Source organism: Chryseobacterium sp. B21-037 (assembly GCF_028570785.1).
Taxonomy (GTDB): Bacteria; Bacteroidota; Bacteroidia; order Flavobacteriales; family Weeksellaceae; genus Chryseobacterium; species Chryseobacterium proteolyticum.
This window is the reverse complement of record NZ_JALGCB010000001.1, coordinates 1,313,775-1,327,243: the sequence shown is the minus strand read 5'-3', so window position 1 is coordinate 1,327,243 and position 13,469 is coordinate 1,313,775. Positions and strand designations below refer to the sequence as shown.

The 13,469-nt window shown below is 38.4% G+C and carries 15 protein-coding genes; 3 read left to right on the top strand and 12 right to left on the bottom strand.

Features of this window, described 5'->3' with window-relative positions:
* Nucleotides 1–25: 25 nt before the first annotated feature.
* The 12 genes from MTQ00_RS05750 to MTQ00_RS05695 form a co-directional block, all read right to left on the bottom strand.
* Nucleotides 26–499, bottom strand: coding sequence for a DUF6428 family protein (locus tag MTQ00_RS05750; RefSeq protein ID WP_273648075.1), 474 nt, complete (start codon nt 497–499; stop codon nt 26–28).
* A gap of 57 nt (nt 500–556) precedes the next feature.
* Nucleotides 557–883, bottom strand: coding sequence for an ArsR/SmtB family transcription factor (locus MTQ00_RS05745; protein ID WP_172282600.1), 327 nt, complete (start codon nt 881–883; stop codon nt 557–559).
* A 127-nt stretch (nt 884–1,010) separates the two neighbouring features.
* Complete coding sequence (locus MTQ00_RS05740; protein WP_273648074.1) at nt 1,011–2,135, bottom strand: ABC transporter permease; 1,125 nt, start codon at nt 2,133–2,135, stop codon at nt 1,011–1,013.
* Nucleotides 2,132–3,238 carry an ABC transporter permease gene (locus tag MTQ00_RS05735; RefSeq protein WP_273648073.1) on the bottom strand — a complete coding sequence of 369 codons (1,107 nt, stop codon included), beginning with the start codon at nt 3,236–3,238 and terminating at the stop codon, nt 2,132–2,134. Before MTQ00_RS05735 ends, MTQ00_RS05740 begins: the two co-directional genes overlap by 4 nt.
* A 2-nt stretch (nt 3,239–3,240) precedes the next feature.
* Nucleotides 3,241–3,984 carry an ABC transporter ATP-binding protein gene (locus MTQ00_RS05730; protein ID WP_273648072.1) on the bottom strand — a complete coding sequence of 248 codons (744 nt, stop codon included), beginning with the start codon at nt 3,982–3,984 and terminating at the stop codon, nt 3,241–3,243.
* Nucleotides 3,974–4,915, bottom strand: a complete 942-nt coding sequence (locus MTQ00_RS05725) for an ABC transporter ATP-binding protein (RefSeq protein ID WP_273648071.1) — start codon at nt 4,913–4,915, stop codon at nt 3,974–3,976. Before MTQ00_RS05725 ends, MTQ00_RS05730 begins: the two co-directional genes overlap by 11 nt.
* Nucleotides 4,916–5,006: 91 nt before the next feature.
* A complete protein-coding gene (locus MTQ00_RS05720; RefSeq protein WP_172282610.1) occupies nt 5,007–5,936 on the bottom strand; it encodes an HlyD family secretion protein in 930 nt (309 codons plus the stop codon).
* Nucleotides 5,937–5,951: 15 nt separating this feature from the next.
* Nucleotides 5,952–7,238, bottom strand: a complete 1,287-nt coding sequence (locus MTQ00_RS05715; RefSeq protein WP_273648070.1) for a TolC family protein — start codon at nt 7,236–7,238, stop codon at nt 5,952–5,954.
* 99 nt (nt 7,239–7,337) lie between these two features.
* Nucleotides 7,338–7,964 (bottom strand): TetR/AcrR family transcriptional regulator, encoded by a 627-nt coding sequence (locus MTQ00_RS05710; RefSeq protein ID WP_172282614.1) that lies wholly within the window; start codon nt 7,962–7,964, stop codon nt 7,338–7,340.
* Nucleotides 7,965–8,109: 145 nt separating this feature from the next.
* The gene (locus tag MTQ00_RS05705; RefSeq protein ID WP_373428007.1) at nt 8,110–9,243 is read right to left on the bottom strand and encodes an FAD-dependent oxidoreductase; all 1,134 of its coding nucleotides are present in this window, start codon (nt 9,241–9,243) and stop codon (nt 8,110–8,112) included.
* Between the two features lie 52 nt (nt 9,244–9,295).
* Nucleotides 9,296–10,126 carry an AraC family transcriptional regulator gene (locus MTQ00_RS05700; protein WP_273648068.1) on the bottom strand — a complete coding sequence of 277 codons (831 nt, stop codon included), beginning with the start codon at nt 10,124–10,126 and terminating at the stop codon, nt 9,296–9,298.
* Nucleotides 10,127–10,308: 182 nt separating this feature from the next.
* The gene (locus tag MTQ00_RS05695; RefSeq protein ID WP_273648067.1) at nt 10,309–11,499 is read right to left on the bottom strand and encodes an MFS transporter; all 1,191 of its coding nucleotides are present in this window, start codon (nt 11,497–11,499) and stop codon (nt 10,309–10,311) included.
* 87 nt (nt 11,500–11,586) lie between these two features.
* On the opposite strand from MTQ00_RS05695, the gene MTQ00_RS05690 reads away from it, so the two are divergent.
* The 3 genes from MTQ00_RS05690 to MTQ00_RS05680 all read left to right on the top strand — a co-directional run bounded on the left by MTQ00_RS05690 (nt 11,587) and on the right by MTQ00_RS05680 (nt 13,428).
* The gene (locus tag MTQ00_RS05690; protein WP_172282620.1) at nt 11,587–12,435 is read left to right on the top strand and encodes an AraC family transcriptional regulator; all 849 of its coding nucleotides are present in this window, start codon (nt 11,587–11,589) and stop codon (nt 12,433–12,435) included.
* 107 nt (nt 12,436–12,542) lie between these two features.
* On the top strand, nt 12,543–12,830 hold the full coding sequence (locus MTQ00_RS05685) for a DUF6150 family protein (protein ID WP_172282622.1): 288 nt from the start codon (nt 12,543–12,545) through the stop codon (nt 12,828–12,830).
* A gap of 178 nt (nt 12,831–13,008) precedes the next feature.
* Nucleotides 13,009–13,428: a cupin domain-containing protein gene (locus MTQ00_RS05680; protein ID WP_273648066.1), complete on the top strand. Its 420-nt coding sequence runs from the start codon at nt 13,009–13,011 to the stop codon at nt 13,426–13,428.
* Nucleotides 13,429–13,469 lie beyond the last annotated feature (41 nt).

Below are 13,469 nucleotides of genomic sequence, written 5' to 3'. Positions count from 1 at the left end.
TTATTTTTAAGATGGGACAGGTTGATTAGCAGCATCCTGATTCTGGTGTACAGCAAGCACCTGATTGGGAAGAAAGGTCTGATAATTTGAGTTTTTTCTTTTCAGGTGGAACCCCACAAGCTTCCTGAGCCAGGCAGGCTGTGGTTTTATTTTTAAGGACAAAGGTTTTTCCATTGAAATCCAGATCATACTTTCCGATGGTAATGTTCTGATATTCCACTTCTATTTCATGGTCTTCAATTCCTAATTTTTCCTCGGATAGTGCGATGATATTGAGAAGCTTTCCGGGTTTTAAACGATGTTCATAGTCATTGGCATTCCAAAGCTGGAAATTGACTACTTTTTCATTTTTTATGGTTCCTCCGCAATCAATAAAGGATTTTGTTATCGTTCCTACTTCTGTAACATGAAAATGCTCAGGTACAAATGTTCCGTCTTCCAATTGAAATTCAACATTATGTAATGTTGGTAAGATGTTTTTGATTTCAGATAATTTCATTGTTTTTATTTTATTTGTTTATTGCAATATTACGATTTATAAGGTCAAAAAAATGCATTAGCAGCATTTTTGTGTAGTAACAGTGGAAATAATCCCCGAGAAATATTCGTTCAAAACTTCAAAAGTTTTTTCATCAATGCAGTAGCAAATTGCAGTTCCTTCGATATTTCCTTTGATGAGCCCTGCATTTTTTAATTCTTTTAAATGCTGGGAAACCGTAGCCTGTGCCAGCGGAAGTTCATTTACGATATCCCCGCATATACATGCGTTTACTTTTAGCAGGTATTCTATAATAGCAATCCGTGCAGGATGTCCCAATGCTTTGGCAATAGTGGCTATTTTATTCTGTTTATCCGTAAAATGGTCTGTCTTGGTTGCTCCCATAATGATAACTTTATATTGCAATATTACGATAAATATGTTACACTAAAAATATTTTTTCCATTTTAACAATTAATTATTAGAAATACGAACAAAATAATTTTACAATTGTCGTTGATTTTCAGTGCTTTCAACTCGTTTTCCTGTAGTTGTAAATTGCCAGTGAATTCAGGAGCAATGCGAATCCCAGCAGGTAGAAAAACTCGGTTTTGATCTCAGAGAATCCACTTCCCTTCAGTACAATAAGCCTTACGACTTTAATGAAATGGGTAACAGGAGTGAAATTGGATATCTGTCCCGCCCAGTCGGGCATGCTTTCGGTGTTGGTGAAAAATCCGCTCATCAGCATAAAGATCATCATGAAGAAAAATGCAATGAACATCGCCTGAAGCTGTGTATCGGCAAAAGTAGAGATCAGGAGGCCCAAACCTAATAATGCAATAAGGTAAACTGCTGCGAAAACATAAAGAGTCAAAAGGCTTCCTTCAGGAAATATGCCGTAAATAATGTACATTACAATCAATCCGATGGTAAAAACAGTCATTCCTACAATCCAGAAAGGAATCAGTTTCCCCAGGATAAATTGCCATTTTTTTATAGGGGTAACATTAATTTGCTCAATGGTTCCGATTTCTTTTTCCTTGACAATATTAAGAGCCGTAATGAATCCTCCGATCAGTGTCAGAAGCAGGACCAGTATTCCAGGAACCATATAGTATTTGTATTCTGCCCTTGGATTATACCAGTTGGTACTTGCCACTTTAATGGTTGCCGGAGATACAGTGGTGGTTTTAACCGGTGATTTAATATTAATATCCAGATTTTTGTTAAAATCTCCGATAACCGATACCAGATAGCTACCTCCCAGAGAAGACTTTGTCCCGTTGATCGCATCTACCGATATATTTATTTTCTGGCTTTCCTCGCGGACCAAATTGCGTTCAAAGTGAGCAGGGATCTCCAGAACAAGATCGGCATCACCTTGTTCAATCATTTTCAATCCTTTTTGGTAGGAATCCGGGTTTCCTGCAATTTTAAAATATCCGGATGAAGCAATTTTGTTGATCAGTCTGTGGGAGTAGCTACTTTGATCATGATCATCATATGCAATATTAATATTTTTTACCTCAAAGTTAGCCGCCCATGGCATGATGATGAGCTGTATTGTCGGCATCATGAACATCATTGCCAGGATAATCTTATCCCTGAAGATCTGACGGAATTCTTTTCTTAAAATAAAGCTTAATACTTTCATGACAAGCGGATTTTAAATTTCTTTAAGGCAAGCGTTAAGAGTCCACCTGCCATAATGAGTAAGACAAGAGTTTCTTTCCATACATAACTAAAGCCCAGTCCTTTCAGCATAACTGCTTTTACGATATCATAGTAATATCTTGAGGGAAGGATGTGTGATACGACACGGAATATCCAGGGCATATTTTCTATAGGGAACATAAATCCTGTAAGCAATAATGTAGGTAACATCATTCCCATCATAGAAATCAGCATGGCTGTCTCTTGAGAGTTGGTTACATTCGAGATCAGCAAGCCCAGGGAAAGACATGTGATAATGAATAAGATGCTTTCTACAAATAATAAAAGCAGGCTACCCCGGATTTCTACATCCAGCAGATACACAGATAGCAGCAGGATGATCACAAAATTGACTAAAGACAATACAAGATAAGGAATGGCTTTGGCCATCAGGACCATAACGGGCTTAAAAGGAGAAACCAATAAGATTTCCATGGTTCCCATTTCTTTTTCACGAACGACAGACACAGAGGTTAAAGCCGTACTCACAATCATAAAAATTAAAGCAATCACTCCCGGAATAAAATTCAGTGATCCGTTTTGTTCTTCATTGTATAACAGCCTTATTTCGGGAATTATTTTATATGTGATTTTGATATGGGGATTAAGTTGTTGCTGATAATCATTAATGATATTGTTGAGATAATTGGTTAATATCGTTGCGGTATTGGGATCTGATGCATCCGCTATAATCTGAATTTGCGCTCCGCCTGTACGATAGAGATCTTTTCCGAAATTGACCGGAAATATAACTGCACATTTGATGCTTCCTTCTTTAAACCTTCTTTCCACATCCGGATAATTCAGGATGGGTCCATGCATTGTAAAATAGGGGCTTGCCTGTATTTTGGAAATGATCTGGACAGAATGGATGTCATGGGCATTATCCTGTATGGCAATGCCTATATTTTTTACCTCACTGCTTAATGCATATCCAAATAAGATGATTTGAACGACAGGCAAACCAAAAAGGATAAGTAAGGTTCTCCGATCTCTGAAAACATGGTAAAATTCTTTCCTGATAAATACGAGTAACTGTTTCATAACTAATCTCCTGATCTTTTGGCACTTCTTGCCAACTGGTAAAAAACTTCGTCCATCGAGTGGGTTCCAAACTGGTTCTTCAGGTTGGCGGGGGTATCCATGGCTTCTACTCTTCCGTCCACCATTACAGTAATCCGGTTACAATATTCTGCTTCATCCATATAATGCGTGGTCACGAACACCGTGATCCCATCCGCTGCCGCCTGATAGATCATATCCCAGAACTGCCTTCTTGTAATGGGATCTACTCCACCTGTGGGTTCATCCAGGAATACGATTTTAGGCCTGTGAAAAACAGCTACTGAAAAGGCCAGCTTTTGTTTCCAGCCCAGCGGTAAGGAACCCACCAGTTTTTTAGCCTCGTTTTCCAGTCCTAATCTGGAAATGAGTTCATTGCTTCGTGTTTTTATATCTGAACGCGATACGCCATATACTCCTCCATAAAACTCAATATTCTCCAATACAGTAAGATTATCATATAAAGAGAACTTCTGACTCATATAGCCTATATTTTTCTTGATCTCTTCCTGTTGTTTGTATACATTATAACCGGCTACTATTGCTTTTCCTGAGGTTGGAAAAGAAAGGCCACAAAGGATACGCATGGCAGTGGTCTTTCCTGCCCCGTTGGCTCCCAGGAAACCGAATATTTCGCCCTGATCTACATCGAAGGAAATACAGTCTACGGCCTTAAAATCTCCAAACTGCTTGGTCAGATCTTTACAGATAATTGCTTTATTTCCCATGGTTCGCTTCTCTTATTTCTTTTTGTTCACGCATCAGACGAATAAAACTATCCTCAATAGTGGGGGTAATTTTTTTGATCTCAAGTTCATCAGGATGATACGATTGGGCTAGTTCTGTCACCTCCTTTTCAGTTGCCGTATCAGAAACCATAGTAAGATGAAGATATTCTCCGAATGCATAGCAACTTTCAACAGCTTGGTCAGATCTCAGGTTTTCCAACAATTGATACATATTTGCACCTTTGGCTGCAAAAAGGGATTTGGGAAAATTGGAGACGATTGTTTGGGGTTGATCTACAGACATGATCTTTCCTCCCTGTATCAAGGCGATCCGGTCACAAAGTCTGGCTTCATCCATATAAGGTGTAGAAACAACGATGCTTATATTCTGCTTCTTTAATCTTCCTAGCATTTCCCAGAACTCTTTTCTTGAAACCACATCCACACCGGTGGTTGGCTCATCCAGAAACAGCACTTCCGGTTTATGGATCAATGCGCAGCACAAAGCCAGTTTTTGCTTCATTCCCCCTGAAAGCTTACCTGACCTTCTGTTGTTGAATGGTTTAATCTGCTCATAAATATCTTTAATGAGACTGTAATTTTCCTCTATGGTTGTTCCAAATAAGGTAGCGAAGAAGTCCAGGTTTTCTGCCACGGTGAGATCCTGATATAGTGAGAATTTTCCTGGCATGTAGCCTACTTTATTTCGGATAATCTGGTAATCATTTACCACATCATGTCCTTCCACAGTGGCTGTTCCACTATCAGGAAGTAAAAGTGTGGTAAGAATCCTGAAAATAGAGGTTTTACCTGCACCATCAGGACCGATTAACCCAAAGAGTTCCCCCTTTTTTACTTCAAATGAAACCTCATCAATGGCTTTTATATCGTCGTAGGACTTGGTCAGGTTTTTTACTATTACTGAATTCATTTTTATTTTGAATTATGAATTATGAATTATGAATTATGAATTATGAATTGAGGGTTGAGAGTTGAAAGAGGAAAGAGATTGTACTTTTTAATTAAAAAACTACCTCACCATACATTCCAATTTTCAAATAACCATCATTCTTTACACGTACCTTTATAGCGTAAACGAGATTGGCTCTTTCGTCCTTAGTCTGAATATTTTTTGGAGAGAATTCGGATTGAGATGAGATCCATTGTATGGTTCCTTTGTATTCCCTGAATCCATTCTTACCCTGATCGATTCTTACTTTTACCTGCTGCCCTATTTTAACCTGAGGAAGCTGGACTCCCGTTATATAAGCCCGTAAATCAAGGGTACTGATATCTGCTATTTTATACAAGGGCTTACCGATCAGCTGCATTTCTCCTTTGAGGGCATAATTAACAAGCACTACTCCATTAACAGGGTTAATGATCTGTCCTTTGTTAATCTGTTCCTGAAACTGGGCCGCTGTTTTCTCCAAAGGAGCTTTTTCACTGAGAATACTTCTGTTTTGGGTATTGACATTGGAGTTATTGACTGATCGTTGCTGACGGGTGGCTTCAATCTGTTTTCTTAGTTGATCAATGGCGGCATCGATATCGTCGAGCTGTTTCCTTGTAGCAGCATCTGCTTTCAATAAGTTAGCTGTACGTATTCGTTCACGGAGCTGTTGTGCCAGTTGAGCTTCCTGTACAGCAAGCTGCTTTTTGATCAGCAGATTCTGCTCATCTGCATTATTGGTTTTTTGGTTTAGGGCTCCAATGCTTGCTTCGGCCTGCTCTTTCTGAAGAGTGGCTACTTTTACATCTATTTGTCCTACTTTACTTCCTGCATGAAGTTGCGATCCTTCCTGAACGGAATAAGAAATCAGCTCACCGTTTTGCTGTGCGGATACAATAACCTCATCGGCTTCAAAGTTTCCTGAAGCGTCAAAATTATCTTTTTGTTGACATGCCGTCAAGAGTAAAGTATAGGCTAAGGGGATGATTATTTTTTTCATTGTAACAATGGATTATTAATTTCCGGTTATGAATTTCTGATTGTATCTGGCCTGTAATAATTGAATCTGATGGAGAACCAGGGTTTGTCTTGCAAGATGTTCAGCATTGAGTTTCTGAATGTATTCGTGGATGGTGATTACTCCATTATCAAGCTGTGCTTCTGCAGATTGTTTTACAGATTGCCGCAGGGCAATGATGTTTTCATCCTGTGTGATCAGTTGGGTGTATTTTTTTACCTGTTCATCCTGCTGCGTAAGATCCAGTTTTGTGTTCAGAAGGAATGTATCTCTGTCTGCATCCGCAGTTTTTTTGTTTAACTCCAGTATTTCTTTTTTGTTGGATGAGGTATACAAACTATCAAGAGACCAGCTAAACCTTACTCCTGTAATAAACCACGGACCGAACTTATTCTCAATGATATTAAGTGTAGGCCTTCCATATGCTCCCTGGAAGAATGCACTTACCCTGGGGAGAAAATCGGATTTCAACTGTTTTTTCTGGAGGTCATAAATGGAGTTTTGGAGATCAAAAGCTTTGAGCTCAGGCCTTCTAATTTCTGTTTGAAAATAATCACTGTCGGGAGTTTCAAGTTTCGTAGAATCTGAAAGTTCTTTCCCAATGAAAATGGAAAGCATCTTAAGATATGCTTCCCGGTTAGCTTTATACTCTGTTGCCATCATATCGATATTGATGATCTCTGCTTTTAGTTCATCCAGATTGCTTCTGTACGCAACACCATATTTTAATGCGGCTTCTGTCTTCTGGATTTGGGTATGAAGGTTGGATTTGTTGAGGTCGTTTTGTTTTAGCTGTGCATCCATAAGCAGGATGGAGAAAAACAGATTATTGACCCTTTGCTTTAATGTATAAAGGCTTGTTTCAATGTTTTGTTGCTGTAGTTCAGTATTGGCTTTTATCAGTTCCTTCTGGTTGTGAGTGGTTCCTCCATCGTACAATACCTGGTCTATCTCTCCCTGAATTTTGTATTGGTCTTTACTGAGTGAAGGAAGTGCAGCATTGATCGGGAGTGCTCCCAGTGCATCCGAAAAACTGATGGTTTGAGACTGGTATGTGGCCTGGCCGGAAAAAGAAACCTGGGGAAGATATTTCTTATTGGCGTTTTCAGTATTGTAACCGGCTGTTTTTGCAATCATCCCTTTTTTTCTGATCAGCGGGTAATTGTCTTTTGCCAGCTGATAACATTCTTCAAGACTAAGGCTTTGAAGCTGAGATTTAAAAGAAGTTGTAGAGACACAACCCAGAACGAAAACCAGCAGGTATTTTTGAGCATTTTTGTACATAATAACTCATCGTTTATAGGTTAAAAATCATTTTTTTATTTTTTCAATTCTTGTTTAAAATTTCGTTTTAATCATTTGATTAAATTAGGGTCAAAAAAATTAGCCTGCCGCCATCATGGCTTTTACCCAGATCGGGATAAGCTTTTTACGTTGAATCATTAAGGTATTGAACTCTTTATCGTTCAGTTCACTGCTTCCAATCAACATTGGTTTTGCTATGAAGGGAAATACGGTAAGCCCCAACAGGTTAATTAGAAAATGTAAAGGATTAGGCTCGATAATACTACCCTTTTTCACCGCTTCCTGATGTTGCTTTAAAAAGACAGAAGATTGAATCACTTCTTTTAAAGGGATTTTTTGCAATAGAAGATTAGGATTGTTACGAAGCTCACTGATGATGAATGTCGGAATTTCCGGCTCTTTGATGATCAGGTCGATATACTTCCCTACCACCTCTTCTACTTTCTTTTCGAGAGTTGTTTTCTCTGTATTTAGCACCACTAACAAGCTTTGAAAGAATCCAGCCATAGTTTCGAGCATGATAATCTCAAATAATTTGGCCTTGCTTCTGAAATAATAATTGAGCAATGCCAGGTTGATATCTGCTTCTTCAGCAATATCCCTGGTTCTGGTTGCAGCGAATCCCTTTCTGTAAAATACGATTCGTGCGGCTTCCTTTATTTTTTCTTCCGTTGAGGTATCTATTTTTTTTGATTCTTCTTTCATATTACAATCGTTCTTCTGTTGCAAAGGTAGAAAATTTTTTTTAGGTTAAACAAGTAATTTAATCAAATGATTAAATTTATTTTTATAAAGATATAACCTGAGTTGCGTCAACCCAGGCTATATCTCTTTATGCAGTAGGTTATTGTTATTCAAAAAGCTGTAGGAAAGAAAAATCGGGATCGCGCATTTCTGCCTCGTTAACGGCGGATTCCTGTTGGGCTTCAGCTGCATACTTTATCATTTTCTGTTCATAATCTTTTATAGCTGCTTCTACAGTTTCAAAACTACCTTCAGTAAGATTTTCAGATAAGGTAAGGGCATCTACCAGGCCAATGTTTACACCCTGTCCGGCAAAAGGAGGCATCAGATGGGCTGCATCACCGATCAAAGTTATGGGAAGCGGTCTGCTATCTTTCCACTGTTTTAATGGTAATTTTCGGGTTGGTAATCCAACGAAGAAGGAAGTTGCCTGAAATACTTCCTGATAAGGTTTGCCCCAATCCGGTAATCTTTCGGAAAGAAACTGAATTACACTTTCTTTATCCTGAAAGTCCAAAGCATGGCCCTGATCCCATTCTTGAGGTTTTTGTATAATTAAACCATAAGTCAGCGAACCATTGTTATAAGGATTGGCAACGAATAAGCTTCCTTGGTTTGAAGTCATGAGCCTGCTTCCATCACACAGCCCGTACATTTGAGGAGAATTGATCTCAGGCTGCGGAACATCACCCTGGATAATAAAGCTACCGGTTTCTTCGATTTCGGCATCGGTGACATAGTTTCTAACTTTTGACATTCCTCCGTTGGCAACAATCACTAGATCAGCTGTTGCATCGGGCTGGTTTTCGAATTGTAGCAACCATTTGCCATTATGTTCTGTGAGATTGGTCAGCTTTCTGTTCCAGATAACGGTATCTGGAGCTAAGCTTTCCAGCAGGATATTTCTTAGCTGATTTCTGTTGATTTCAGGATTATCATACCGGTTTTCCGGAGTTGGCTTTCTGGTATGTAAAGTATTGCCTTGTTGATCGGCAAATATAATTCCCATGGGAATTGCGGTTGTATAGTAGTTTTCAAGCAGTCCGGCCTTTTTAATGGCCTCCTGTCCTGAACCTTTATGAAGATCGAGCGTCCCACCCCATATTCTGGTTTGGGCGTCAAAGTCTCTTTCATAAACGGCTACATTGACTTCTTTTTGCTGAAGTAGTCTGGCCATAGTTAAACCTACAGGTCCGCCACCGATGATCGCTACTTTTTTGTCTTTTAATAAATATTGCATGTCTTTTAATTTGTATGTTAATTTCCATACAAATGTCAGAAATGCAGTAAGCTTAGGATTGTACAAATGCGACAAAATCATTGCTTACCAATCGTTGTCCTTTTTTAGCTTTTTTAGCGAACGCAGCAGGAGTAATACCGGTATACCGTTTAAACTCTCTGCTTAAATGGGATTGGTCCGTATATCCAAAATCAACAGCCAACCCGGCTAGATTAACATCAGGATGCAGCCATAAATGATTTCTGGCCTGCTCAAAACGCATCAGACCCGATACATCCTTAACGGTGTGACCGGATGATTCTTTAAATTTTCTTTCTAAAGTTCTTACTGTTGCATGAGCCGCTTCAGCGACCTGGCTGACGGGTAAAGTACCTTTGGCCTTTGTCATGGCAACTCCTGCTTTGAATAACATGCTGTCGGTAGAAACATGTGAACGCAGTTTAAGGAAATATTGTTTTAGCTGATCTATAGCTTCTTCTTTTCTACCTTGCTGAATCAATGCATCCAATGTGGAATGAAGCTGTGCTATTGGGTGTTCAAAAGTATGTACCCCTACTTTACCGGAAGGAAGTTCCAGCAAATCGAAAACCGTCCATGGGAAACATCTTACCGCGATAATCTCCAGCCGGTTGGCCATATGGAAATGAACAGGCTGATTGAGCAGCCCCATCATAAATGGCGAAGGTAACGGATGAAGAATTCCGTTTTGAGCAACGCTGCATTCGCCACTGAAATAAAAAATAATTTCAGCATAGCCATCAGGAGTTACTTCAAAGACGGATTGAGCTTCTGTTGAATCCCTCCTGTTGTACCAGAAACATTTTATAGTATCCTGTAATTGTTCCGGGACATCAAATTCCTGATGATACATTTCGGGAGGCATAATAAATGGATGTTGGTATTAAAGCTATATTTAAAAAGTAATACTAAATTAAAAATAAAATGGTCACGATTGATCATAACCCAAGAAGAAATAATCTCAATACAATCTTTTTCTGCAGAATATTCAGAATAAAAACTGTATTGAGATGAGGAGAAAAAATTTATTATTTAGTCAAATATGATTTATTCGCAAACTGCAGGAGAAATTGTTATTTCTTCTTTTTCCTCAGCTTCTGATTCTATTTCTATTTTTTTCGGAAAAGTAATAAAGCTGATGGCGAGTGTAACTCCCAATAATGCAATGCTGATCCAGACAATTTGATGAATTCCATATTTTGCAATAATTAAACCACCCACAAGAGCTCCTAATGATATCCCGATATTGTAGCAGGAAGTCAGCAGGCTGTTGACAAATTCAAGGGCGCTGTGAGGGACTGCCTGGGTGGTACGGATATTAGGAACCAGGAAGCCTCCGGTGTGTATCATTCCCCAAAGGGAAAGAATCAGAACCATCGCCACAAAAATTCCCCCGAAGTAATAGGCTAATATCTGAACGGCAATCAGAGACACAAAAAACAATCGTACGGTAACAAGTAAATTTCTGTTTAGTGCAATCCCCATAAGCCAGTTCCCCAGAATTCCCATACTTCCGAATAAAAGAAGCATTACACTTATTTCTGCTCCATTCATCCGCGTAATTTTTTCCAGATAAGCCGCCAGATAGGTATAGCTTGAAAACATAGCTGCCAATGTAAGAATAGTCGAGATCAGATTGACCCAAAGTTGTGGACTTTTTAATACGTATAATTGATTTTGTGATGTTTTATCTTTACTTGCGGGCATGGACGGAACAAAGAATAATAATCCTAAAAACGCAATCAGGCTCACAAAACTTCCCATATAAAAAGAGGCTTGCCAGTTATTAAAGAAATCCGCTGCATAGGTGGTAAGCGGAACTCCTAAAACGGTAGCCAAACTAAGTCCTGCCATTACCACAGAAACGGCTTTAGCACCACCCTGTTTAAATGCAATTGCCATTGAAATATTCCAGAACAGCGGATGCAAAAACGCAGGTAGAACCCGTGCTACCATCAACATGGTAAAACTGGTTGAAATAGAAGAAAGAAGATTTGATAATACAAATACACCAAGCACCATACATAATAAAAGCTTACGGTTGATCTTAGTGGTAAATGCAGTGATAAAAGGAGATGAAACAGCCACAGTAAGTGCAAAAGCACTTAACAGCCAACCGGCTGTATCTATAGATACATTAAATTCCCTGCTGATGTTGGGTAGAATTCCAATTACCCCAAATTCTGTAGTAATGATTCCAAAAGCTCCCAGAGCCAAAATATAAATCGATCGTTTCATGATGAGTCTTAAAATTATTCCACAAAATTGGACAGATTTTTTTTAATAAATCAGTATATTTTAATGATAATTGAGTAATTTTGCAGGATGAATAAAGAAAATATAGACCGATTGGTAGATGTAGAGTACTGTAAAACAGAAAAGTGCCCCGTAAGGAATCTGCAGTTTTCTTTTTTTCAGATGGTCTATGTTATCTCCGGATCAGGATTTTTAGAAATCAATGATAATAAAGTTACCTACAACAAAGGTAGCCTGATCATGCTCACTCCTAATGACCAGCATTATTTTGAGATTTCTGAGATCTCAGAATTTTTATTTGTTAAATTCAGTGAGAATTATGTAAGAGAATACAATTGGAAAAGCATAAACTGTATTGAATGCTTATTGTATCATGCTTCACATCTGTCAGGCTGTGTTTTGAAAAACAAGCCGGATGAATTCCTGGTAAAATCAATCGTAGATTCACTTCTGCACAATATGAAGCATAGTGATCTTTATCAGGAGGATCTCACACTTCATTATGTAAACGCATTAATTGTGATTGCAGCAAGAAATATTTCTAAGATGAGGCCCGTCAATGCAACGGTGAATGCAGACAAAAGAATGTTATCGATCATCGGTCACATTCAGACCCATATCTATGACCCACAACAGCTGAAGGCTTCTGTGATCAGTCAGAAATTTGGATTATCTGAAACTTATTTGGGAAGCTATTTTAAGAATCAATGTGGAGAAACTATTCAGAACTATATCTATAACTACAAAATGCGATTGATTGAGCACAGACTGATGTTCAGTGATATGCGGATCAATGAAATCGTAAGCGAGTTTGGTTTTGCGGATGAAAGCCACCTCAATAAGTTTTTCAAAAAGCGCCACAAGATCAGTTTAACCGAATTCAGAAAATCTAAACAGAAGGTTAAAGAAATGGTTTAATGGAAGGAGATATAAAGCATTGTGATCCATTAAATTATAATTTACTACCTTTAGGCCTACGGAATTGATTCAATACCGAAATATAATAACTCCAAAACACCGAACACATGCCAAGTATTAGTATTAAAAATTTTCAATCTAAAAATGATCTTGTAGTTTATGAAACTGATGTTGAAAGCTCAGCTGATCTACTGGTCTATAAAACAAACTCTAAACTGAAAGCTCTGGAAAATGAAGCGTTCTGGTATATTGAGAAACTGGAGAACAGCTCGGATCGTTCGATTTGTTTTTCCAATTCCAAAGCCGCTGCAGATTTATCAATTCATTATGTGGGTAATGATGCCAGTGCCGGATGGCAGGGCGAGCACCCGTTGAAAGGTAAGCTTAAAAGCTGATCCATTTACTGAATCATAGAAATTATATTTTTTATAATAGAAAACCACTGTATTGCAGTGGTTTTTTGTTGGGAACAGAATGAATTTTAAAGTAATATTTCTTAAACCAGTTTAAGCTTATATGGCTTTTTTATTTTCAGTTTTGCTTTAGTAATAATCAAAGAAAAAACTGGATACAATGAAAAAATCAGCAATCATTCCTATTGCCTTTTGTTTTGCTTTTGTGATGAATGCAAAAGCACAACATTCCGGGGATTCAGCATCTGAAATCCCACCACGTGTTATCTTCAAACAATTCATAGAAACTTCCGGGCTTAAAGAGCAGGAAGTAAAAATGGTTATCGTTAATTTTTCTCCGGGTGAAGTCTCTGCGCCACACCGGCATCCTATTCCTACTTTTGGTTACGTTTTAGAGGGTGAACTGGAATCTACCTTTGATGGTAAAGTATATCATTATAAAGCCGGCGATGCCTTTTATGAAAAACCAGACGGACTACATTCAGGAACGAGAAATATGAGTAAAGATAAGCCAGCCAGGCTTCTTGCCTTTTTTGTCGGAGATAAAGGGAAACCATTTTTAGTTCCGGAAAAAAAATAAAGTTTCTCAATCTGCATTTCACTTCTGGAGAAGGACATTTT

Bases quoted from the DNA above. Each gene is read 5' to 3' on its own strand.
- MTQ00_RS05750 (WP_273648075.1), bottom strand. From the start codon at position 499: ATGAAATTATCTGAAATCAAAAACATCTTACCAACATTACATAATGTT.
- MTQ00_RS05745 (WP_172282600.1), bottom strand. From the start codon at position 883: ATGGGAGCAACCAAGACAGACCATTTTACGGATAAACAGAATAAAATA.
- MTQ00_RS05740 (WP_273648074.1), bottom strand. From the start codon at position 2,135: ATGAAAGTATTAAGCTTTATTTTAAGAAAAGAATTCCGTCAGATCTTC.
- MTQ00_RS05735 (WP_273648073.1), bottom strand. From the start codon at position 3,238: ATGAAACAGTTACTCGTATTTATCAGGAAAGAATTTTACCATGTTTTC.
- MTQ00_RS05730 (WP_273648072.1), bottom strand. From the start codon at position 3,984: ATGGGAAATAAAGCAATTATCTGTAAAGATCTGACCAAGCAGTTTGGA.
- MTQ00_RS05725 (WP_273648071.1), bottom strand. From the start codon at position 4,915: ATGAATTCAGTAATAGTAAAAAACCTGACCAAGTCCTACGACGATATA.
- MTQ00_RS05720 (WP_172282610.1), bottom strand. From the start codon at position 5,936: ATGAAAAAAATAATCATCCCCTTAGCCTATACTTTACTCTTGACGGCA.
- MTQ00_RS05715 (WP_273648070.1), bottom strand. From the start codon at position 7,238: ATGTACAAAAATGCTCAAAAATACCTGCTGGTTTTCGTTCTGGGTTGT.
- MTQ00_RS05710 (WP_172282614.1), bottom strand. From the start codon at position 7,964: ATGAAAGAAGAATCAAAAAAAATAGATACCTCAACGGAAGAAAAAATA.
- MTQ00_RS05705 (WP_373428007.1), bottom strand. From the start codon at position 9,243: ATGCAATATTTATTAAAAGACAAAAAAGTAGCGATCATCGGTGGCGGA.
- MTQ00_RS05700 (WP_273648068.1), bottom strand. From the start codon at position 10,126: ATGCCTCCCGAAATGTATCATCAGGAATTTGATGTCCCGGAACAATTA.
- MTQ00_RS05695 (WP_273648067.1), bottom strand. From the start codon at position 11,499: ATGAAACGATCGATTTATATTTTGGCTCTGGGAGCTTTTGGAATCATT.
- MTQ00_RS05690 (WP_172282620.1), top strand. From the start codon at position 11,587: ATGAATAAAGAAAATATAGACCGATTGGTAGATGTAGAGTACTGTAAA.
- MTQ00_RS05685 (WP_172282622.1), top strand. From the start codon at position 12,543: ATGCCAAGTATTAGTATTAAAAATTTTCAATCTAAAAATGATCTTGTA.
- MTQ00_RS05680 (WP_273648066.1), top strand. From the start codon at position 13,009: ATGAAAAAATCAGCAATCATTCCTATTGCCTTTTGTTTTGCTTTTGTG.